Source organism: Arachidicoccus rhizosphaerae (genome assembly GCF_900107765.1).
Lineage (GTDB): Bacteria > Bacteroidota > Bacteroidia > Chitinophagales > Chitinophagaceae > Arachidicoccus > Arachidicoccus rhizosphaerae.
The window spans coordinates 17,547-40,565 of sequence record NZ_FNQY01000002.1 but is presented as its reverse complement, the minus strand read 5'-3'; the positions used below and the strand labels follow the sequence as shown (position 1 = coordinate 40,565).

At 39.5% G+C, this 23,019-nt stretch carries 16 protein-coding genes; 5 read left to right on the top strand and 11 right to left on the bottom strand.

The features are described from left to right. Positions 1-63: 63 nt before the first annotated feature. From radA to BLU80_RS02350, 4 genes are all read right to left on the bottom strand, one after another. Positions 64-1,482 carry a DNA repair protein RadA gene (radA, locus tag BLU80_RS02365; protein WP_091393591.1) on the bottom strand — a complete coding sequence of 473 codons (1,419 nt, stop codon included), beginning with the start codon at positions 1,480-1,482 and terminating at the stop codon, positions 64-66. A gap of 454 nt (positions 1,483-1,936) precedes the next feature. Then, positions 1,937-2,980, bottom strand: coding sequence for an N-acetylmuramoyl-L-alanine amidase (locus BLU80_RS02360; protein ID WP_211481727.1), 1,044 nt, complete (start codon positions 2,978-2,980; stop codon positions 1,937-1,939). 50 nt (positions 2,981-3,030) lie between these two features. Then, positions 3,031-3,981, bottom strand: a complete 951-nt coding sequence (locus tag BLU80_RS02355; protein ID WP_244518688.1) for an MBL fold metallo-hydrolase — start codon at positions 3,979-3,981, stop codon at positions 3,031-3,033. A gap of 48 nt (positions 3,982-4,029) precedes the next feature. Then, entirely contained in the window at positions 4,030-5,367 is a 1,338-nt protein-coding gene (locus BLU80_RS02350) for a 4Fe-4S dicluster domain-containing protein (protein WP_091392851.1), read from the bottom strand. Positions 5,368-5,515: 148 nt separating this feature from the next. Between BLU80_RS02350 and BLU80_RS02345 the strand changes: the two genes are divergently transcribed. The 4 genes from BLU80_RS02345 to BLU80_RS02330 all read left to right on the top strand — a co-directional run bounded on the left by BLU80_RS02345 (position 5,516) and on the right by BLU80_RS02330 (position 9,125). Continuing rightward, positions 5,516-6,037 carry a phosphoribosyltransferase family protein gene (locus BLU80_RS02345; RefSeq protein WP_244518685.1) on the top strand — a complete coding sequence of 174 codons (522 nt, stop codon included), beginning with the start codon at positions 5,516-5,518 and terminating at the stop codon, positions 6,035-6,037. An 83-nt stretch (positions 6,038-6,120) separates the two neighbouring features. After that, the gene (locus BLU80_RS02340) at positions 6,121-7,869 is read left to right on the top strand and encodes a phospho-sugar mutase (RefSeq protein ID WP_091392849.1); all 1,749 of its coding nucleotides are present in this window, start codon (positions 6,121-6,123) and stop codon (positions 7,867-7,869) included. A 106-nt stretch (positions 7,870-7,975) separates the two neighbouring features. Beyond that, entirely contained in the window at positions 7,976-8,761 is a 786-nt protein-coding gene (locus BLU80_RS02335; RefSeq protein WP_091392847.1) for a HipA family kinase, read from the top strand. Continuing rightward, positions 8,739-9,125: a DUF3037 domain-containing protein gene (locus BLU80_RS02330; protein WP_091392845.1), complete on the top strand. Its 387-nt coding sequence runs from the start codon at positions 8,739-8,741 to the stop codon at positions 9,123-9,125. Before BLU80_RS02335 ends, BLU80_RS02330 begins: the two co-directional genes overlap by 23 nt. Before the next feature lie 129 nt (positions 9,126-9,254). Here BLU80_RS02330 and porU2 read toward each other — a convergent pair whose 3' ends face one another. From porU2 to BLU80_RS02305, 5 genes are all read right to left on the bottom strand, one after another. Continuing rightward, the gene (gene porU2 / locus BLU80_RS02325; RefSeq protein WP_091392843.1) at positions 9,255-14,306 is read right to left on the bottom strand and encodes a putative type IX secretion system sortase PorU2; all 5,052 of its coding nucleotides are present in this window, start codon (positions 14,304-14,306) and stop codon (positions 9,255-9,257) included. Between the two features lie 401 nt (positions 14,307-14,707). Next, positions 14,708-16,555, bottom strand: coding sequence for a M1 family metallopeptidase (locus BLU80_RS02320; protein ID WP_091393576.1), 1,848 nt, complete (start codon positions 16,553-16,555; stop codon positions 14,708-14,710). A gap of 98 nt (positions 16,556-16,653) precedes the next feature. Continuing rightward, the gene (locus tag BLU80_RS02315; protein ID WP_091392841.1) at positions 16,654-18,234 is read right to left on the bottom strand and encodes a glycoside hydrolase family 10-like protein; all 1,581 of its coding nucleotides are present in this window, start codon (positions 18,232-18,234) and stop codon (positions 16,654-16,656) included. Positions 18,235-18,303: 69 nt separating this feature from the next. Continuing rightward, positions 18,304-18,777 carry a MarR family winged helix-turn-helix transcriptional regulator gene (locus BLU80_RS02310; RefSeq protein ID WP_091392838.1) on the bottom strand — a complete coding sequence of 158 codons (474 nt, stop codon included), beginning with the start codon at positions 18,775-18,777 and terminating at the stop codon, positions 18,304-18,306. 11 nt (positions 18,778-18,788) lie between these two features. Continuing rightward, positions 18,789-19,784 carry a radical SAM/SPASM domain-containing protein gene (locus BLU80_RS02305; protein WP_244518683.1) on the bottom strand — a complete coding sequence of 332 codons (996 nt, stop codon included), beginning with the start codon at positions 19,782-19,784 and terminating at the stop codon, positions 18,789-18,791. A gap of 209 nt (positions 19,785-19,993) precedes the next feature. Between BLU80_RS02305 and BLU80_RS02300 the strand changes: the two genes are divergently transcribed. After that, complete coding sequence (locus BLU80_RS02300; RefSeq protein WP_091392833.1) at positions 19,994-21,082, top strand: mannose-1-phosphate guanylyltransferase; 1,089 nt, start codon at positions 19,994-19,996, stop codon at positions 21,080-21,082. A 31-nt stretch (positions 21,083-21,113) separates the two neighbouring features. Here BLU80_RS02300 and BLU80_RS02295 read toward each other — a convergent pair whose 3' ends face one another. Next, positions 21,114-22,265: a glycosyltransferase gene (locus tag BLU80_RS02295; RefSeq protein WP_091392831.1), complete on the bottom strand. Its 1,152-nt coding sequence runs from the start codon at positions 22,263-22,265 to the stop codon at positions 21,114-21,116. Further along, positions 22,262-22,954 carry an O-methyltransferase gene (locus BLU80_RS02290; RefSeq protein WP_091392829.1) on the bottom strand — a complete coding sequence of 231 codons (693 nt, stop codon included), beginning with the start codon at positions 22,952-22,954 and terminating at the stop codon, positions 22,262-22,264. Before BLU80_RS02290 ends, BLU80_RS02295 begins: the two co-directional genes overlap by 4 nt. Between the last annotated feature and the right edge of the window lie 65 nt (positions 22,955-23,019).

Here is a 23,019-nt window from a genome sequence, read left to right as displayed (position 1 = left end):
ATAAATTTTAAAGTTTTGTATAATGAGGTGGCTAAAATACTATAAGTTTTTATTTTTTTGTGATTAATCTCTAAATAGCAGATCATAAAGTTCTTCAACTTTGCCGAGCGCCGTCACTTTTATACCCTTAACCTGCTGATCAAAACCCTTTTTATTGTATTTGGAGACGATGATCTGTTCAAATCCCAGCTTCTCTGCCTCCTGGACCCGCTGTTCGATCCGGTTGACTGCGCGAATTTCGCCGTTCAGCCCCACTTCTCCGGCAAAACAGATGGTTGGCGGCAGCGGTTTATCTTCATAGGAAGAGAGTAAAGCCGAGATAACGGCCAGATCTATGGACGGGTCTTCCACCTTCAGACCGCCGGCGATATTAATAAAGACGTCTTTCATGCCAAATAAAAATCCGCCTCGTTTTTCCAGCACAGCGAGCAGTAGCTGCAACCTTCTTAGGTCAAAGCCGCTGACCGTTCTTTGCGGGGTGCCATAGACGCTCTGCGTTACCAGCGCCTGGACTTCGAGCAGTAAGGGGCGCATGCCTTCCATACTGGCGGCAATGGCACTGCCACTTAACTCCTCGGTTTTCTGGGTAATCAGAATCTCTGAAGGATTGCTTACCGGACGCATCCCGGTAGCTGTCATCTCATAGATACCCAGTTCAGCGGTAGAGCCAAACCTGTTTTTTAAGGTTCTGAGTATCCGGTAGGCATAATGGCGGTCCCCCTCAAACTGCAGGACGGTATCCACCATATGTTCCAAAATTTTAGGTCCTGCAATGGAGCCGTCTTTGGTAATATGTCCGATTAAAAAAACAGGCGTATTCGTTTCTTTGGCAAACCTTTGAAACTCAGCGGCACATTCCCTGATCTGGGATATGGAGCCCGGAGAAGACTCAATAATATTGGACTGCAGGGTTTGTATGGAATCTACAATTAAAACCTCTGGTTTTAATTTACGGATTTCCTTAAAGATTTCCTGGGTAACCGTCTCTGTCAGTAAATAGAACTGGTCATTTTGGCTACTGATGCGGGCAGCCCGCATTTTTATCTGCTGCTCGCTTTCTTCACCGCTGATATATAAAACCCGGTAATTACTGAGTTCCAGCCCTGCCTGTAAAAATAAAGTACTCTTGCCGATACCCGGTTCACCCGCTACCAGCACAATGGAACCCGGTACAATACCTCCCCCCAATACCCGGTTGATTTCTGCATCTGCGGCCTGAATACGGGCCTCTTCCCTGGTCTGAATCTGATCCAGGGTCACGATTTTGGTACCCTTACTTTTGCCGCTGTTGCCTGTTGCAGATGGCTGGTCTGCAGGTTGATGATAGTCTCCCCAACTGGTCGCCTGAGACGGGTTGGCTCCTGTCTGAATCACTTCTTCCACAAAAGTGTTCCAGTTACCACAACTGGGACACTTGCCCAGCCATTTGGGGCTCTCATAACCGCAACTATTACAAAAAAAGGCTTTTTTAATTTTCGCCATAGAATGCTTCAATACGCTGAACGCAGGACGGTACCTGCCAATCAATGATTTGTTTACTTATTAGTTCTTGATGGGTTATAAAAATAACCGCGCTTTTTAACCTGACCCTTACAAAAATAAGTGACTTTTATGACCCAAATAAATAAGCCTGTCAAAAATAAGGGCTAAGTACCAGGTTTTCCCCGAAGACTTCTTCCTTAACAAGCTCATTAACAAGCACTAGACCTGCCTTCAGTGCGCTGATCCCCGGCGTGGCCATCCGGTGAGCCTGCCGGATCAGGCCGGGCGCTGCTTACCATGCCGCAGCCCAGGGGCCATACACGCAGGCTACTAATAAAGTCACCCTTAAAGGACGAAACCACCATCGCCGCTTTATATTAATCTATTGAGTGATCAAAGCACTTCAATTAAAATGCAGCTCTGAATGAGCTGCATTTTAAATTCCTTTTAAATATTACAGGTATTTAGTATACAATTTATACAAGACCTTTCTTTCTGCCGGTGACAAGACTTTTGCGGTGGATTCTATTCCACAGAAATGTCTTCTGAAGGCGATGATGGCTTTACTGACATCAGAGACGTCATAACCAATAATGCGCAGGGCAAGGTACTCATTGAAATCCTTGGGTACCTCCACACCGGTCGTGTCACCATACCAATAGCCAAACCCTTTGCTGGCCAGTTTAGCCCAGGGGAAATTGACATTGGGGTCATTTTTTCGAACCGGGGCATAATCCCCATGGCCTATAAAATTAGACTGCGGAATAGCGAAACGTTCTTTAAGTGCCTGCAGCACCTTTAACAAAGCGTCAATCTGCTTGTCCGTAAAAGGCTCTACCCCATTGTTATCCAGTTCAATGCCAATGGAACAGGAGTTCATGTCGTCAATATTATTCCATCTGCCTTTGCCGGCCTGCCAGGCCCTGAGATAATCATTAAGCATATGCTGGACGGTACCGTCTCTGCTGATCACATAATGGGCGCTTACCTGGGTTCTTTCCAAGGTAAAGGTATATACGGTCTGTTTTAGAGAATTCTGAGAGGTATGGTGAATAATCACATATTGCGGTTTACGCAAATTAAAGTTAGTCGTGCCGACAAAGGCCTCCCCGTATTGAACATCTTTAATACGCTCCGCAGGTTTGGCAAGGATGGTATCTGCATAATCCTGGGTCAGCTTATCATAAGTCTGATTGGCAAAGGCCGTATCCACTAAAAATGGGTCCGCCTTAACCGGTTGCGGCAGCTTTTCCACTGTATGGTGGTTGGAGGCGGTGGACTTGCTCTTTTTGGATTTACTTTTCTTAGACTTTTTACCAAGCTCTACCGGTTTATCTGTGGCCGTTTCGCCGGAGGCTCCGCCACCCATCGCCAGATCTCTTTCGGCCTTAAGCCGGTCAATACGTCCCGGAACCGTGCCTCTGGAACAGCTGGCCATACATAAAAAGGTAATACTTATGCCGAGTGCAAACAGGTTGTACTTTCTTGTCATCATCATCTTTTAAGGGCATTTAAGGGTTTTCTTAGCGCTCTTTTGTTATTATCTTGTCAACTTTGACCGGGTAATTTATCCAAAGTAAAGATTTCACGGGGAACTACCTTGCCTTTTTCATTAATTTTAACGGTACAGCACTGATTTACAGCATCGTGTTCAAAAAATATTATATATTGCTCCTCCAGGGCTTTTTGCAAAAAAGCCTCTTTTTCCGCCATGGCCATTAATGGAAATACATCAAAGCTGGCGATATAAGGTAGTGGAAAATGGCTGGCGGTTGGAATCAGATCCGTAACATATACCAAGGTCCTGCTTCCGATTTTTATATAAGGCACCATCATGCCCCGGGTGTGACCACCTACGACCTGGTAGCTTATGTGCTCGGTAAAAGGGAGTAAATCGCTGGTCCACGATTTACCTAATTCGCTGAAATCATGTCCATTATCATGCTTAATTAAAATTTTATCTGAATTTGGATATTGGGTCGGTAAAAATTTTAAACGGCCGCTGTTTTCAATAGGAAGTAGATTTTCCGGTAAAAAGGAGGCTTTTTCCCGGGCATTGGGGTTAGCGGCCCAGTCCCAGTGCAGTTGATTGGACCAGTAGGTCGCATTTGGAAAACTTAGGGTCAGATGTCCGGTATCCTCCTTTTGGACAGCGCCCCCTACATGATCAAAATGCAGATGCGTTAAAAATACATCCGTGATGTCGGAGCGGTTATATCCGATTTTTTGTAAGGATTGATCTAAGGTATCCGGACCGTGTAAATGATACCTGGAGAAAAACTTTTCGTCCTGTTTATTACCAATGCCCGTATCGATCAGAATTAAGCGACTCCCCTCTTTTATCAGCAGCAGGCGCATGGCCAGATCACACATATTATGCGCATCCGCCGGCAGGCTTTTCTCCCATAGACTTTTAGGTACGACCCCGAACATGGCCCCGCCGTCCAGTTTAAATAATTCCGTATCTATACTGTAGATTTCTATTTGCTGCTCCATCATACTTGCATATTAATGACCGGACAGCCAGACCGGATCATATACCCTGAATTATGCTTCCTGCATCCACCGGTCTCTGTCATCGGGCGAGAACTGCCACGGCGCAAAGTTGTTTTCTATATTCTGGAACATACTGTTCCATTCCTGAGGTGCCTTGCTTTCTTCCATGACCAGGAAACGACGCAACTGAAAGATGATATCCAGCGGCGATATACTGACCGGACATTCTTCCACACAGGCATTACAGGTGGTACAGGCATTTAATTCTTCAACCGTAATGTAATCATACATCAGGCTTTTGCCGTCTTGCTGAAAGGTCTTGTTTTTCTGAATATTTTTACCCACTTCTTCAACCCGGTCCCTGGTTTTCATCATGATCAGCCGGGGACTTAATGCCTTGCCCGTACCGGCTGCAGGACAGGCCTGGGTACAGCGGCCGCATTCCGTACAGCTGTAGGCATCCATCAGATTTTTCCAGCTCAGGTCAAAGATATCTTTAGCGCCGAATGGCTGTGGCGGCAGCGGCTGCCCATCCTGATCCAGTTCAGGCTGCGCTGCGGGAGCGTCCGGTTCCATCGCCATTAATACTTCTTTTTGGATATCTGGCATATTAGGCATCTCTCCTTTCGGCTCCAGGCTGGCATAATACGCATTGGGAAAGGCCAGAATAATATGTAAATGCTTGGAATAGGGAAGATAGTTCATGAAAGCCAGTATGCCTATAATATGCAGCCACCAACAACTGCGTTCTATCGCAATTAAAGCACTACTACTCAACCCATTAAATAATCCATGGAGGACACCGGAGATCAAAAAATGCGTCGTTGGGGTATTGACGTATTCCCCCACCCCTCTGCCGGCAAGGATGGTGTCGCAGCTATTCATGATTAAAAACAGGGACATCAGGGTAATCTCTGCAATCAGGATATAATTGGCATCATCATGGGGCCAGCCATTCAGATCTGAAGAAACCAGTCTTTTAACCTTTAAGATGTTTCTTCGAACCAGAAATATGGCACAGCTTGCCAGCACCAGGAAGGCCAATACTTCAAAAGCATTAATCAAAAAGATATACAGACCGCCGATGCCGGAAAACAGGCGGTGATACCCTAAGAGCCCATCCAGAATAATTTCCAGTATTTCTATATTAATGATTATAAAACCACCATAAACAAATAAGTGCAGAATAGCCACTAGTGGATTGCGGAACATTTTTTTCTGCCCCAGCGCCAGCAGCAGTACATTTTTAATTCGCTCAGATTTACGGTCGGTTATTTTTTTATCCCGGCCAAGATTAATATTTCTTTTTATTTGTCTGCATTTTTTAGTAAACTGCCATATGGCCACCGCAAAAAGCACGACAAATAAAAACTGAGATATAATATGCATACATTTTAGTTGATGCGCTAAGATAGCCTATAATTATGAATGTTATAGCAGATTATAACTGATATATACTAATTTTAGGGCCTCAAACAGTTTCTAAAAAAATGCGACCTTTAGAAAATGGATTCAAGGTCATTTATTTATAAGCATTATGATGGCAAAAGATTCGATATTAAGCAAAAGTTCCGCCCGGGAAAAATTACACCGGATGGCCCTTGAAATTGCAGAAAATTTAGGAGATGACACCGCGGAGCTGGTGTTGATTGGCGTGGAGCAAAACGGTACTGCCATGGCCAGACAGCTGGAAGGTTTTATCCGGCAGTATATTTCCACTACCATTAAAATACTGACCGTTAGTCTGGACAAAATTCATCCCGGAACGGTGACGCTGTCTGAACCGATGGATTTTAACCAGAAAAATATCATCATTATCGATGATGTCAGTAACTCGGGAAAGACTTTGCTGTATGCAACGAAGCCTTTGCTGGAATATCACCCCAGAAGGATCCAGACGCTGGTAATGATTGAACGCATGCACCGGCTTTTTCCCATTAAACCGGATTATATCGGTCTCTCACTGGCAACCACCGGACAGGATCATATCCGGGTAGAAATAGAAAATGCAGAGATAACAGGCGTTATTTTTGACACGGAAAAACCAAATAAAATATAGCAAAAGACGCAACGGACCTTTGTTCAGACAATCGACAAAAAACAAAACCCTTAATATTCTTAAACGATTTAATCCCTAAGATTATGGCAGAAAATACAGATGCACAAATCCAGCAGCATGTTCAGGCAAAAATTGACAGCTGGCTGAATGGCAATTATGATGATCAGACCAAGGCGGAGATCAGAAGATTACAGACAGAAAATCCGGATGATTTAACGGAAGCCTTTTATAAAGATCTGGAATTTGGAACCGGTGGCCTCAGAGGCATTATGGGAGTTGGCACCAACCGGATGAATAAATATACGGTCGGTATGGCCACTCAGGGATTTGCCAACTATCTGAACAAATCCTTTCCAGGCAAAGAAATTAAGGTAGCCCTGGCACATGACCCTCGCAATAACAGTCGTTTTTTTGCAGAAACAGCCGCAGGCGTATTTGCAGCCAATGGCATTAAAGTCTATTTATTTGATGATCTGCGTCCTACGCCGGAGCTCTCTTTTGCTATCCGCCATTTAGGATGTCAGGGGGGTGTCGTTTGTACCGCCTCCCATAATCCAAAAGAATATAATGGCTATAAAGCTTATTGGGATGATGGCGCCCAGCTGGTTCCTCCACATGACATCAATGTCATGGATGAGGTAGCCAAGATTAAAAATATTGAAGACGTTAAATTTACCGGTGGTGAATCCCTCATTGAAATTATCGGCCAGCAGGTTGACCAGGCTTATATCCAGATGGTGAAAGGTCTGAGCGTTTATCCGGATGCCATCGAGCAGCAAAAAGATCTGAAAATTGTTTACACCCCGATTCATGGTTCCGGCATCAAACTGGTACCGGATGTACTGAAGACTTTTGGCTTTGAGAATGTACATATTGTGGAAGAACAAAAAGTTCCCAATGGGAATTTCCCGACAGTCGTCTACCCTAATCCTGAAGAGTCTGAAGCGATGAGCCTGGGCTTAAAACTGGCTAAAGAATTAGATGCGGATATCCTGCTGGGTACCGATCCGGACGCCGACAGAGTGGGTATCGGCATTAAAAACCATAAGGGTGAATGGGTTTTGATGAATGGCAATCAGACGGCTGTATTAGCCTTCACTTATATTATGGAATCCAGAAAAGCGAAAAAGATCGCCCGTCCGGATGATATGGTCGTAAAAACCATTGTTACCACCGACATGATTGATAAAATTGCCGCAAACAATCAGGTTCATTGCTATAATGTACTCACCGGTTTTAAGTGGATTGCCGAAATGATCCGCGATAGAGCCGGCAAGGAACATTATATTATTGGCGGCGAAGAGTCCTTCGGACTGATGATCGGCGATCAGGTGCGTGATAAAGACGCCGTTTCTGCTGTGGCGCTATTATGTGAAATGGCAGCCTACGAAAAAAACCAGGGAAAGACTTTATATGACAAACTCATTGAACTGTATATAGAATACGGCTTATTTTATGAGAAACTCAAAAGCATTACCCGTAAAGGAATGCGCGGACAGGAAGAAATTGCTGAAATGATGCAGGGTTTCAGAGAGCATCCGCCTAAGTCCCTGAACGGCTCCCAGGTCGTTCAGTTACTGGACTATCAGCTTAAAAAAGGTAAAAACCTTTCAAGTGGAGAAAGCTGGGACATCGATCTTCCCAAAAGCAATGTATTGCAGTTTATCCTGGCAGACGGCACGAAAATCTCTGCGCGTCCTTCCGGTACTGAACCTAAAATTAAATTTTATTTTAGTGTGCAGACGCCGCTGGAATCAAAAGAGGCTTTTGACAGCAAACTGGAATCCCTCAATGCAAAAATTGAAGGAATTATTTCAGAGTTGAGCCTCTAATGCTAACAATATAGTGACTGAACGACTATTTATCTTATGAGCTGTGCGTACAAAAACACACGGCTCATATGCTAACTAAGCAGTAAGACACACTGATAAATATAGTATGATTGAAATCAGAACGGTACAAGTTACACGCTATGTAACCCCTTTGAAGGAAGGAGGTTCTCTGCCTGCTATTGCAGAGGCCGATGACGACTTTACTTATGTCGTTAAGTTCCGTGGTGCTGGTCAGGGTATCAAGGCCCTGGTTGCAGAGCTTATCGGCGGAGAGCTGGCACGGGTCCTGGGGCTGAAAGTGCCGGAGATCGTTTTCGCACAACTAGACAGCAGTTTTGGCAGAACAGAACCTGATGAGGAAATCCAGGATTTGCTCAAAGCAAGTATAGGAGAAAACCTGGCTTTGCATTATCTGGCAGGTGCGATCACGTATGACCCTTCGGTTAATAAAGTGGACCCGATCATGGCCTCTAAGATTGTCTGGTTGGACGCTTTAATTACCAATATGGACAGAACTGCCAGAAATGCCAATATGCTCATCTGGCATAGAGAACTCTGGCTAATTGACCATGGAGCTGCGCTTTATTTCCACCACAACTGGACGGGGCATGAGACGGCCAGCAAAAGCACCTTTCCCATGATAAAAGACCATATACTTTTAGCCCAGGCAACGGAACTGGAAAAGACAGATGCTACTTGTAAGGCTTTAATCAGCGAAGAAAAGCTTAAGGAAATCATTAACCTGATACCTGATAGCTGGCTGCAGGATTATGATCCTGATTATACCCCGGAAATGGTTAAGAAGACCTATTTTGATTTTATCTGGTACCGCATACAACATTCTGAAATCTTTTTAAATACAGCCATTGATGCAAGAGCTGCACTTATATGAATATGCCATAATCCGGCTCGTGCCTAGGGTAGACCGGGAGGAGTTTATCAATATAGGTGTAATCGTATATTGTAAAGAACGCTCCTATCTGGACTGCAAGTATCATTTAAATGAAAAGAGGATTCAATGCCTGACGACTAAAGAACTCGATTTTGATGAATTAAAAGCGCATCTGGATTCTTTTGTAGCCATAGCAAAAGGAGAAAAAATCAACCACCCCATCTCCCGTTTAGATCCCGGATCCAGGTTCAGGTGGTTAACGGCCATCAGAAGCACCATTATACAAAGCTCAAGAATACACCCGGGCAGATCTATAGATCCTGCAAAGGCCTTTGAAAACTTATTTGAGAAAATGGTCTTATAAAAGTTGCGCCACTAAAATCCCTCGTGTTTGGTATCCCTATCCGAATGCGTTTAGTAAAAACAAGTATTTTAAACAAAGGCCTCCAGTGTTAGCTGAAGGCCTTTGTTTTTTAAGAAACTATTGTAGATTTTATTTTCTGATGACTTTGGTGGATACTGTATGTGTACCCTGAATCACTTGTACAATATAAACTCCGGTCGTCAGATGAGGCGTATTGATGGATATTCTGCCATTGCCTGAAGCAGTAACCGATCGATTCAATAAAACCCGGCCACTCATGTCCGTAAGTTTGATTATTACAGAAGTGCTTTCTTTTGAGGAAAGAATTAACTGTAATTGGTCCTGCGTGATCGGATTTGGCGCAACCGTTACCGTCCAGGTAGGCCAAGTTGGATGGACGTTTACGATTTGACTATAATAATTATATCCTTCTTTATCTACTGCAACAATGCGGTAATAAACGGTTGCCGGCTGGCCTGACAAAGACTGGATATTATCTAAAGCACTATAGGAAATATCGTTAGTCCCGTCACCCAGGCTGTTTATTCTGGAAACTTCCTGATACGTTTTACCATCTGAACTTCTTTGTACAATATAATAATCACTGTTTATTGAAGTCAAAATATGCCAGGAAAGCGAAACTGAATAATCAGATACGAGTGTTGCAGTCACTTTGCCAAAGTCAATAGGCAGTGATGCTGATTTTACATAAAAGGACTGAACCAGGCTATTATTTTCCAACGTTTGTTCTATCGGAGTATTATCCGGGTTCAAAGAAATACTCAACGTATTATTCCCTGCTAATGCAGATGTCTGCACATCCAGAGGACTGAGTGTTGGATTAGCCGCATTGTACTTGCTATAGTACCCAGGAATGACAAAACGCAGCATAGCCGTATCTCCAGGTTCCAAAGGCTTTAAGCGGCTCACTGGAATCGTATAAACCCGATTGTTAGAGTCTTTAATAGTGATGCTAGCTTTAATTGAATCACTATAAGTTTGATTACTAACATTCTGGAATGCGATTGCAAAATTGTAATCATCTCCTAAATCCAAAGTATCTTTTAATTCGAGTCCCAGATTACCGGCCAAAGCCCCTTCCGGCACCGGCGTATACATAACATGCCAATATCTTAACTCATAAGGTGTATAATTAATACTATCTGCGTTCCGTAATCTCAGCTGCAAATAAGGATAATTAGTTGCATCAATAGAAGAAATATCAACATCTTGCTCGTTACTATTTAGTGTTCGCAAAACACTAGTTGCCCCATTTGAAGTAACGCCGATAACATCCACACTTGCATGATCGGTACTAATTTCCTCATTACTTTTTCCATTCCATTGAATAGATGCCCATTGTTTGGCAGGTCCAAATTTAGGAGATGTCACATAACCAATTGAGTCCTTTCCTTGAAAAGTTTCAGTTAATAATAATTGTCCATTAACATCACCTGTAAGCTTTTGGATTGGAGTCAATGAATTATTGTTTTTTCGGAATATAAAAATACCCGCTTGCGGTTGTGTAAAATCATCTAATAATGTAAGCCCCTGTGCCATTAATTTAGAATAAAGATTGGCATCTCCACTTGCATCATTTTTCCATGTATCAATTAAGGACACATTATTAAACGGCTCTTTTACAAAAAGCCTCATCACTACATAGGTACCATTAGGGATCCAATCTATGAAATCAACAATTTTATTTCTATCCTCTTCCGTTTGATAACTAAATTGAAAATTCCCTTTGTTGGTATTGGGATGTCCTGTGGGGTCAGTATCATAAGAATAACTACCTGTTAGACAAGCTGAAGTCGCCCCCATAAAGCCGCCTATAGAGCCTGTTTCAACAGTAGAAGGGACACTTTGATTTATGTATGGTTTAAAACTATTAGGATCAAAAATATTAAATAATAGAGAACTATTCAGTTTCGTGCAGTAATAGGAGGAAATGGGGTCAGTGCCAATGATAATTTTAAAATTACTGTATCCTGTTGATATCCCCGAACCAACCACTGCCTGACCTATAATCATCGAAACATCCCTATCCTTAAATGACCAGTCCCTATCAGTTGTATCAATATTTATACCATCAAATGTCGATTTTAAATGCTGCATAAAGTGAGATTGTCCAATTCCTTCTGATCCCTCTCCCCCATTTGGAGCAATATATTGGAAACTACTATTAGCCCATCTATAGTCCTCTCCAATAGCAGGAACTGGGCTTACTCGCCAATAGTAAACAACACTATCCTGATATATTATTCCCGGATCAAAGGAAATGACTCCTCCTACTGATTTAATTGTTTGTGAAATAAGATTTGTCGAATTAAAATTCTTGGTAGTATCCATTTCCATTATATAATTATCTTCTGGAGCAAGCGCATTAGAAGTTGACGCAAATACACTTCCAGATGATTTACGAATTATGGAATACTGATAAGGGAAAACAGGAGTAATCCCATTGGTATACATATGAATATTCTTGGAAACCACATTGTTCGTTTCGCTTATTTCATCATATTTATTATCATCATCAATACTTAAAGTAATTTGGTTCATTCCTCCATCTTTATTTGGGTCGATGGGAACATCTAATTCCAGAGAATCGATATTTTTAATGGATGAGATATTATTATTATATAAGGTCACTTCTTCTCCATTAGTCCTTTTTTGTTGGATAATTACATGAACAGTAGAACCAGTTGACTGTCCAATATTATGTAAATAGGCTTTTAAATGAAAGGTTCCCTCAGTTATGGAAGCTGCATTTGGCATCTCAAGATCAGATAGTCCAACAGCAAAATCGGGTTTATTAAAATAATAAAGGCTAATAGCAGGATCACCAAAAAAATTGGTCTGCTCTGCATGCGCATAGCAAGTAATTGAATCTCTAGAATTCTTTCCCGCTTTGTCCACTATATCCGCCTGACTTAAAGCCATACTAGTAGTAATAGGTTTCCCGTAATTGGAAGAAGCCAAACTATTATAAAAGGACGTATTATAAATATTCAGATAAGAAGTTACTCCAAGATATGTTTCAGCTACAAATCCCACACTCCCTTTTTCTTTACTTAAAAGGTATCTTTCAGTAATATTATTAATCGTACTCGCTCTACCACTCATAAAACTATAACAATCTCCTACATCACAGCCACTAGTAACCAAAATAGGATATCGATTATTATAATTAAAGGCAGATGGGTCGATTAATTGATTGTAACCAATTGTTGTACTACTGCCATGACCATAATAACTAATAAGACCAACTCCATTTTCAATATACCTACCAAAGGCAGCAGCATCTGCAGACTCTCCGATATCATTATTGACTTTACTCAGATTAAGACTAAAGGCTCCATATAAATCCCCACTTAAAATAGATCGATATCCGTCTAAATAAGAATTAAATAAATTATCCTCTGTTGTACTACTCCCACCTGAAATATACACAACCTTCTTTTTCCAAGCATTATTCTCTACTGTATTATCATCAGTTTTCTGAGCCAATTCATAAACTTTTACCTTTTCTAAATAATTAGCCACCTCATCTGGTTTAACAGCAGATAAGCGACCAATGGCAGTGGCAGCTATTGGCTCTTTATTATCTGATGCCAACATTATATCAGATGCCGGCCAACCAAAGGTTGGAATTAAAGCTTGCGCCTGATATTCGGCATTCGCAGCATTAGCTCCCTGTAAATTATTAAAGCTTAACCCTCTACCAATCAAAAAGACAAACTTAGGAGTTGTTGAGAAGTTATTTCTCGCATATTTAAGGAAGTTTATAATGCTTAATGGGCTAGAATGCACACCAAAGGCAAACATATCTTCTAAGTCGTCAATATTATAAATATGCGGATTATATCCACCTCCTGCAGCAGATTTTCTGTAGGTTGCATACTGGGCAACATAATCACCGCTTCCATAAAGTGTTGTATTGGATATAATCAGATAATCTCCCTGCTGGTCCGTACTACTGTAATCAGGAAAAACTCTTTTAGTAATAGCGGTGCCGGTTATTGAAGCGTAGCTGCTCGCTGATTGTCCTACTAAGGCAAAAGAACTGGAATCCACCACAGGAGGTAAAACGAATAAATAATTTGAGCCACTGGTCACTGCCGTATATCTTTTATGAGAAGTCAAGTCTAATAATACAGGTATACTACCATTTGCATTAAAATGGCTGATGTTTAATAATCGGGCAGTTGAGCTAGCTCCCAGATCAAAACCAAAACAAGTTGTATCTCCAAATTCAAAAGTATGTGGGTAGTGTAAGGAAACAAAACTCGCATTGATTTTATCCGTCGTATTGCTGCTTCCATTCGTAACCGTAACAGTGTAACTAGAAGTAATTTTCGCTCCACTAACGTTGATCACTTTTGCTTCAAAATTACCCAGGGCTGTTACAGTATTAGCTCCATCTGTACCCTTGACGGTAATACTTCTATTATTGCCATCTGTGGAAGCGCCAGCAATTCCGGCACTTATTATTCCGGTCACAGTTGCATCACTTGTATAAGCGTTTAAATTATTAAAAGTAATACTGGTATTCTTGGTTCCTTGCACCACAACGCCAAAACATTTTCCCTTATAATCAGACATATAGACATATTCTCCATTATAAGATGTTGCCGCACCCGCATTAAAAGTGCTGCCCAATTCCTTTTGAACCGTATTATAAAAATAAGGTTCAGCGGTCATACCGGCCGCTTCAGTTGCTGCGATATTAGCTTCATTAGTATACCTCAGATTTTGACTTGTTGCATTGATGGTCAAAAAATAGGTAGCACTATCACCTTCAAAACTTTTGGCTTTATTTAATTGATCGGCGGTATTTTTAAATAATGCGGTATCTACACTGCCATCATTATGCTGTCCCCAGAACTCAATATAATCTGTTGAGCCTAAGGCACCAGTAGTACTGACAGAAATGGGGATTTGCACACCATTTCTCCATAGCTGTAGATTAGCTCCAATTGGATTTGACAGTCCCGCTGCACTCAGATTGCTACCAGTGATACGGTAGAGGCCGTCTGTTGCAATCTTAAACTTATAATAAGTATTGCCATTCACAATCCACTCATTGTTATAAGTCTGCGCTTGAGTTATGTTTTGCAGACCTAATAATATCACGAATAGCAAAAACGCTATTCCTCCCCTACGCCAGTTTTTACACATATACAGTTTTTAAGCATTAGTTTAGTCTAAATAGTGACATTCGCCTTGACGTGACATGATGCCCTTTAGTAATAAACGAAATAATAAAAAGCTTATTTCAATTCAATTACTAAATAACAACCAGTCAGCCCAATTTTAATAAGGAAAGCCTTGGCCATAGAGCCAATTTTAATTTTGCCCTAATACCGCATGTCTCCAGTTAGTCTAATTCTAGTCATGTTGTTTGTTGGGTTTACCGGGCAAAAATAGATATTTTTACACAATCATAACATTATTTATAGGAAATATTCTTTTATGGATATCAATCCTAGCCAGGATCAGAAATCCAAAATCAAAATGGCCTGGAAATAGAATTTCCAAGCCATTTTGATTTTGAAAAACTTAACCCAATTAACTAATTATCAGTCTATTGTATTATTATCCCGATTGATATCGGCCATTTGCTGGTAGGGATCAATCTGAACCGATTTTATATCGGTATTTGGCCTGGAAAGCTCTAGTTGATAAGTCGGACTTGTCCATCTCCATTCCTTGGCAAAAATCCAAGGGTAATAATCATTATCAGCAGGCTTATGGCCAAACATCATACCCAAAGGAATATTATACATCTCCTGTTTTCCATCTTTATAAGTAACCAGGACATCCAAAGGCATAGGCATTTCTCCTTTTCTGGACAATTCTACGACTGCATGATCATTCTGTGATGAAATCTTATCTATCGCATAATCAATTGTTTTGGTAGAGTATACCCAATAATTCTTATACCATTCCAGTTCCAAACCACTTTCTTTTTCAGCGACCCGGATCAGGTCATTGGCATTCGGATGTTTAAAACCCCAGGTATTAAAATAACGCAACAAAAAAGCATCCATATTCTTTTTTCCTATAATATATCCCAATTGATCATAAAATACGGCCCCTTTTCCATAAGCCGCCGCGCCATATGCAAAATTGGTATTATAATGATCAGAATGGGTGCTCATGGGCTCTTCTAATCCACTTTTGGCCAGATAATAATAGGATTTATAACTTGGGCTGTACCAGGTACTATCGTGATGCAACCAGCCATATATTCTTGTCTGAAAATAGGTGGCACCACCTTCATCCATCCAGGGATATAAACTCTCATTACTACCTAAAATACCCTGATACCAGTTATGACCGAATTCATGGAGGGCTGTTCCTAAACTGGCACTTTTAATTAAGGTAGCCATCGGATATTCCATACCGCCATCTCCTCCTTGGATAAAGGAATAATTATGATAAGGATAAGCACCAAATGTACGGGCAATATAAGGATATACGTAAGCTACAGAATCTGCTAATGTATTCCAATCAGAATCATCTTTTTCAGATTTGCTTTTATATACAAAATAGAAAAGCGGACCCTTTTCTATTTTCCTTTTAATTAATTTATATTGATTATCAGCAGCCCAAACAAAATCATGTACGCTATCTGCTGTAAAATGCCAGGTAGTTTCTTCCGAAGCATTTTCAGGGACCCCGGCTAATTTACCATATCCAAAACCTACCTCATCCGGATTTTGAACCGTGCCGGTTGCTGCTACCAGGTAATGCTTATCCAAAGTTAACTGTACATCATAACTTCCCCATACACCATAAAATTCTCTGGCTATATAAGGATTCGCATTCCAGCCCTGGTAATCGTATTCTACCATTTTGGGATACCATTGGCTCATGCTGTATCTAACGCCTTCTTCATTATCACGTCCGCTTCTACGAATCTGTTCAGGAACCTGCGCTTCAAAATTAATAGCAAGATCCGTTGCAGAGTGCGGCAGGATAGGCTTTTTCAACTGGACTTCCAAAATCGTCTCATGTTCTACCAGATTTTGCTGCTGCCCATCAATAGTCAGTGATTTTACCCTTTGGTAACCAATCTCCTTTTCATTTAAATTTGAGATTCTGTCCCGAACACGGGGATCCCAGTCCTGTACAGGTTCCCCCTTTCTGTTTTTTCCTAAAATGATTTTGCCTAGTTCCTTGCTTCTTACATCCATCATTGATCCTGGCTGGAAAGCATTCCAATACAAATGGATAAATAAACGATTCAGCGTGTCAGGAGAATTATTCCAGTAGGTAATTTTCTCTTTTCCGTTAACGATATTGGTATTGACATCCAGGTTAGCATCAATGGTATATTTAATTTTTTGCTGCCATCTTTCCGGTTGCGCTTGCAAAGTAAAACCATAGCCTGCCCCAAGTAATAATAGTAAATATTTCTTCATATTTTTCTTAATTAACATATCAACATTGAATAGATAGCTTGCTAAATTAAGCAATTACTACCAACTGTTCATATTTAAGTAGGATTTTTAATTTCAGTTTAATAACCAACAAAGCCTTGCCAGGATCCGTCACTTCTTTGTTCAAATCTTATGATATTGCTTTCAGAACTTTCATTGTTTTCCCGGTCCACACTGGTAACGGATACATAGAACTTTTTACTGCCTGCAGGTATATTACTATAATTAAGATTAAAGCCAAATACGCTGCCTCTATTATCACCAACAATGATTTGTTCCGGATGATTGCCGAGTTCTTGGATGGTTCTACCCGTATAAAGAACATATTTGTTGACTATTTCTCTTTGAGAAAGCTCATCTAATGCTCCTTGTATTTGTGGTAATCTACCGTTGATAGCCCAGATTTCAGGGGCCTTAGGCGGATTTTTATCAATCCATAACATGGGTGGGATTAGCGCCGGTTTACGGTAATAATTGTTTTTTAAACTATCCACAAAGCCATTTGGATTGGAATTAAAGGATTTATTGCTAAAAAATATACTGCCCTGTACTTTATCGGGATACTGACGAATAAATTGTATCTCATTAGGCAGTTCTTTGGTATCTGACCAACCGGATACGTCCCTTTCGTCTGCATGGTAAACCGCTTGTCCAATATACAAATCTCTGCCATAGGTATGATTGGCCCACCAATCTAGCAGAATTCTAAAATCCTGCCCTGTTTTCCCGATCTTCCAATATAACTGGGGGGCAACGTAATCAATCCAACCTTCCTTTAACCACAGAAGGATGTCCGCATATAGGTCATGGTAATTAGTAGATCCTCTTGTATCGCTACCTCCAGAGTCCTGGGTTTTATTTTGATAAATACCAAAAGGACTTACCCCAAACTTAACCATCGGTTTTAGTTCCAAAATGGCATTATGCACCTTTTTTATAGCAGAATCGCAATTAGATCTTCGCCAATCGGCTAGACTTAAGCCATGCCCATATTTTTGATAAGCAGCATCATCATTAAAATGCTGACTGGTCGGATAAGGATAAAAATAATCATCCAGGTGAATACCATCTATATCATATCTATGAACGATATCCTTGACCACTCCCACCAGAAAATCGATTGTTTCTGGCAGTCCTGGATTAAATATCAATTGTTTGCCATATCTAACGAACCATTCCGGGTGCATTTTTGTAACATGATTGGCAGCAATTGAGGACCTGGTTACATCAAAGACCATTCTGTAAGGATTGATCCATGCATGGAATTCCATTCCTCTTTTATGTGCCTCCTCAATCATGAATTTCAAAGGGTCATAATACGGCTGTGGAGCTTGCCCTTGTTTACCGGTAAGATATTCACTCCATGGATCATATTGGGATGGATAAAAAGCATCCCCTGATGGACGCACCTGGACAAAGACGGCATTGATTCCCATTGCCTTATCTTTTTCCAGGATCCGAATATATTCACTTTTTTGTTGTTCCGTAGGAAGTCCCGGTTTGCTCGGCCAGTCAATATTTAAAACAGTAGCAATCCAAACACCCCGCATTTCATATTTAGGAGGATTGGGCTGTGCACATACGCTCCCATATCCAATAATATTCAGAAGGGTGCAAATACAAATAAATTTCAATAAATCTTGGAACCTTGTTTTTGACATATTTTGAATAAATAATACGATGAGAAAAGGCCGATTTAATCTTTGAACCTAGTTAATTCATGTAGATTTTCAGCAACAAATTTCTGGTTCAGACCCTCTCATTTTACTTAACAAAGCACAAAGCGTAGCCGCTTCCTCCTCGCTAATATTATCTCGAATAGGTTTTTCCAGGGCAGAAACTTTACCCTTAATTTCAGCTAATAATTCAAGACCCTTTTCGGTTATATAAACTTCTACTAACCTTTTATCAATAACGGAAACTTTTTTAATTACAAGTTCTTTTAAAATTAAACGGTCAATCAATCTGCTGGCATCACACATTTTCTCCAGCATCTTTTCGCGGATCTGCAAAATACTTAAAGGAACTTCACTGGCCTCCACAATACGCATAATGTTGTATTGCTGAGCAGTAATGTCAAATTCATCAAAGAACTTTCTCACAGACTCCATGAGCCAGCTTTCTGTAAGGAAAATGCTGAGTCTGACCATGTGAAAATCATTTTTGAATTCCGGGAATTCAATATTTTTTAGTTTGTCTTCCATCGTATTTTGCATTAATCTTCCCATACAGATAGTCCCTCAGAACAATTGGCGCAGATATCGATATTTTTTCTGCCAGCCATTAATTCACTTCGGAACTGTTTATAATTATCATTATGCCAGATCTCTTTGAAGGACTGGTTTTTTAAATTACCCAGCCGGTGCATCGCATCTTTATCAAAACAACAAGGTACAACTAAACCATCCCAAGTGATTACATTTGACTGCCAAAGTTTCCAACAATGGTTTTTCATGCCACTTTTTACCTGCATTTCGCCATTCTTATCTTTTCTGTAACGACTATATTTATCGATTGTCGGTATCAATCCGTTTGGATCATTCTGATAATCATAAACTTGTGCAGTTTTAAACCGAACTTGGTCCACCCCTATTTCTTTAGCCAGCGCTTTAACATCTTCTATTTGGTGTTCATTGGGTTTGACGACTAAAAACTGGAAAAAAACAAACGGCGTCTTACTATTCAGCTTCTTTTTCCATTTTACAATATTACGAGCGCCTTCCAGCACTTTCTCAAGTTTTCCCCCGACACGATAGGATTCATAAACTTCCTGCGTAGTTCCATCAATGGATATAATTAATCGATCAAGTCCACTTTCTATCGTTTCTTTCGCTTTTTCATCCGTTAAATAATGCGCATTTGTCGATGTTGCCGTATATATGCCCTTATCATGGGCATATTTTACCATTTTCAAAAAATCCGGATTCAGATAAGGCTCACCTTGGAAATAAAATATCAAATACATTATTTCCTCATATATATCATCAATAGTATCAGTAAAGAAATTATTTTTAAGCATCCCTTTTTCCCTGGTAAAGGCCCTGAGTCCACTTGGACACTCCGGACATCTCAGATTACATGAAGTGGTTGGCTCAAAAGAAATGGACATCGGATAACCCCATTGAATTGGCTTTTTCAATAATTTGCTCAATTCAAAGCTCATCGTAACTTTTGCAGCATTCCAAAAACGCTTAAAAGTGAGCTTACGCATTAAATTTATACTGTCATTCCAATTAAAATACATAACCACAAAAATAATGTTTAAACGTATATCTACAGGTGGATTCTTGATAATTTTGCAGTTTATGGCTAAATTGATGCCACATTAAGCCCTGTTCTTATAAAAATCAGAAAAATAACAACTATTAATATTTAGGATAATCTCTTTATCTTCGCAATCGATCAATAATAATTTAGTCTGTGCAAAACAATGAACACCATTATGTTGTAATTCTTGCGGGCGGAATAGGCAGCCGCTTGTGGCCCAAGAGTTTAATGGCAAAACCTAAGCAATTTCTGGATATTCTACATACCGGCAAAACACTTATTCGGCAAACCTTTGAGCGGTTTACCCCATTTATTCAATTAGACCACATTTTTATCGCCACTACGGAAGAATACGCAGATCTGACACATGAACAGATTCCTGAACTTCCTTTGGAAAATATAATCAGAGAGCCTAGCAGGAAAAGTACAGCTCCCTGTGTTGCTTATATCTCGATGAAATTACTGGAAAAAGACCCTGATGCAAATCTGATTGTAGCTCCCAGTGATCATATAATTATGGACACGGTAGAATTTACAAAAGCGATAGAGACCGCACTTGATTTTTCAGCGCATCTGAATGCTTTGGTAACATTAGGAATCAAACCATTATATCCGAATACAGGCTATGGTTACATACAATATGAGACCAGAGAAGTCGCTTCAGATATTTATAAAGTAAAAACTTTCACTGAAAAACCAAATCTTGAATTGGCTAAAGTCTTTTTGGAAAGTGGAGAGTTTTTATGGAACTCAGGCATATTTGTCTGGCGTGTGAAAAGTGTTTTAAATGCCATCGAGAAACATCAGCCGGAAATGTTTGAAGTGTTTGATGCTGAAAAGGAAAATTTCAATACAGATAAGGAACTAGCTGCTATCAAACGCATTTATCCATTGTGCACCAATATCTCTATTGATTTTGCCATTATGGAAAAATCAGAAAATGTATACGTAATACCATCTTCTTTTGGATGGAGCGATTTAGGAACCTGGAACAGTGCCTATGAAAATCTGGAAAAAGATTATTTAGGCAATGCAGTGACCGGAAAACATATTGTCGTCATTGATGCGACAAAATGCATGATCAGTGCTCCTGATAAAAAATTGGTCGTATTACAAGGGCTGGATGATTGTATTGTGATTGATACCAAGGATTCTCTCTTAATCTGTAAAAAGGATAAAGAACAGGAAATCAAGGATTATGTTGCGGAGGTGCGTAGAAATTTTGACGATGATTATCTATAATTGAATTTAGCTGATAGACAAAAAATCCGGGCTAAGAACCGGATTTTTTTGATAGTACTTTTTCATAAACCTCTACAATTTGCCTACCTACAACTTCGGGATTATATTTAGCTTGTGCCTGTTGAGAAATTTTTTCCCTGTCGTATCTGGAATAATTTAGAATCATATCCTCCATAGCCAGATATAGCGCCTCCTCATCACCAGGAGGCACAAGTATTCCGTTCGAATCATTCACCATTTCTGGAACACCATTAATGGAAGACGAAATGACTGGTAATCCACAACAAAGACTTTCTGCAACTACGCAAGGGAGATTTTCATAATCACTAAACAAAATAAAGGAATTTGCTTTCCTCATATTGATTGCCACATCACTATGATCTAACATTCCATAAAGTAAAACATTTCTTTCTTTAAGAAAGTCCGAATCATATTCATCAACTTTGTAAATACCTACTATTAACAAAAAAAGGTTAAGATCAGCGACTTTATTTAACCTTAAAAAACTGCTAACAATTTTTCCAACATTTTTTACTGGTTTCCCAGAGGAAACATGAATAAATGAAAAATTTATAGAGCTTTTCTTGTCAAAATAAAACAATTTATTATCTACCACATTTGGAATCACCTTTGTTCTTTTTATTCCAAAATCGTTAATTAAACTGCATTCTAAGTCCCTACTAACGGGCATTACCACAGAGGCATTCTTAAATATTTTTTTCAAAATGAATTTAAATATAAATCCTTTATTTTTATATTCATTTATTCTTCCTTTAGAAAATAAAGTCCAATGTTCAGTTAAAACATATGGAATTCCAAATCTTATTTTTAACCAAAGAGCCACTAATCCCGCTTTATATGATACATGGACATGCACTAAATCTATTCTAGTTTCATTGCTAAAATAGGTCGAAATATATTCATTATAATAATAAATATATTTGATAAAGTTTATACTCCCTATAAGACTAAAAGAAGGAAATAAAACAACTCTTTCATCACAATCCTTATTTAAACATAAATCATATACAGTTCTCCTATTAACTTTTTTAGATGATTGAATAAATAAAAGGCGAATATTAGCATAAAAGGAAGTAGCGTGTGCATGCCGCTCAATAAAATCTCCATTTTGTAAAGATTCAATTGAAGGATACCAGCTTGGGAGCCATAAGACATTAATCATAATCCTAAAATATTTTCTCCTTTTTTGTAAAAAATTGTTGAATACTCCGCCCCAAACCCATTTGGTTTTACAGAAGAAAAGGTAACAAATGCAAATCCTTTTATTTGATAAAAATCAAAAATTTCTTTATATTTTACTCTATCACTATCATCTAATATTAATACACCTGAATCTTTCAATTTAGAATAGGCCCTTATTGCACATTCCACTCTTTGCCTTCCATCGATTATCACCATATCAAAAAAAGTATCTATTTGAACTATTTTATTTGAATATGCATTCCCCAATTCACAATAAATATACCTAACGTTATTTAACTCTTGGACAATGATTTTTTTAGAAATCAAATCGAACCATTTTTTATCATACTCTATTGAATACAACTCCCTCACATGTTTAGCAAAGAAAAGTGTAGAATTTCCAGAACCAAATTCAAACACTTCAAAGTTTTTATTAATTCTTTCTGCCAAAAAAGAGAAAAGGCTATAATTCATCCACGGAACAGGATTATAAAAGAGATCAACAGGTTCTCCAGAAATGAATGAATTAACGTAACCAATTTGAACCAACCAAGAATCAGGAGACACCATTAAACTCCAACCATGTTTTAGGAGATCCATTCGCTTCTTCATTTTAAAAGGAGCCAAAATATAGAAAAATCTAAAAACAAAACTACCAAGACGCCCCATAGGTAAATATTGAAAGTAATAAACCAAAATTAATCAATTTATTATAAGAAAGTTTAATTTAGCAC

Bases quoted from the DNA above. Each gene is read 5' to 3' on its own strand.
- BLU80_RS02310 (WP_091392838.1), bottom strand. From the start codon at position 18,777: ATGGAAGACAAACTAAAAAATATTGAATTCCCGGAATTCAAAAATGAT.
- BLU80_RS02335 (WP_091392847.1), top strand. From the start codon at position 7,976: ATGATTGAAATCAGAACGGTACAAGTTACACGCTATGTAACCCCTTTG.
- BLU80_RS02340 (WP_091392849.1), top strand. From the start codon at position 6,121: ATGGCAGAAAATACAGATGCACAAATCCAGCAGCATGTTCAGGCAAAA.
- porU2 (WP_091392843.1), bottom strand. From the start codon at position 14,306: ATGTGTAAAAACTGGCGTAGGGGAGGAATAGCGTTTTTGCTATTCGTG.
- BLU80_RS02330 (WP_091392845.1), top strand. From the start codon at position 8,739: ATGCAAGAGCTGCACTTATATGAATATGCCATAATCCGGCTCGTGCCT.
- BLU80_RS02355 (WP_244518688.1), bottom strand. From the start codon at position 3,981: ATGATGGAGCAGCAAATAGAAATCTACAGTATAGATACGGAATTATTT.
- radA (WP_091393591.1), bottom strand. From the start codon at position 1,482: ATGGCGAAAATTAAAAAAGCCTTTTTTTGTAATAGTTGCGGTTATGAG.
- BLU80_RS02315 (WP_091392841.1), bottom strand. From the start codon at position 18,234: ATGTCAAAAACAAGGTTCCAAGATTTATTGAAATTTATTTGTATTTGC.
- BLU80_RS02305 (WP_244518683.1), bottom strand. From the start codon at position 19,784: ATGCGTAAGCTCACTTTTAAGCGTTTTTGGAATGCTGCAAAAGTTACG.
- BLU80_RS02360 (WP_211481727.1), bottom strand. From the start codon at position 2,980: ATGATGATGACAAGAAAGTACAACCTGTTTGCACTCGGCATAAGTATT.
- BLU80_RS02350 (WP_091392851.1), bottom strand. From the start codon at position 5,367: ATGCATATTATATCTCAGTTTTTATTTGTCGTGCTTTTTGCGGTGGCC.
- BLU80_RS02345 (WP_244518685.1), top strand. From the start codon at position 5,516: ATGATGGCAAAAGATTCGATATTAAGCAAAAGTTCCGCCCGGGAAAAA.
- BLU80_RS02320 (WP_091393576.1), bottom strand. From the start codon at position 16,555: ATGAAGAAATATTTACTATTATTACTTGGGGCAGGCTATGGTTTTACT.
- BLU80_RS02290 (WP_091392829.1), bottom strand. From the start codon at position 22,954: ATGGGGCGTCTTGGTAGTTTTGTTTTTAGATTTTTCTATATTTTGGCT.
- BLU80_RS02295 (WP_091392831.1), bottom strand. From the start codon at position 22,265: ATGATTAATGTCTTATGGCTCCCAAGCTGGTATCCTTCAATTGAATCT.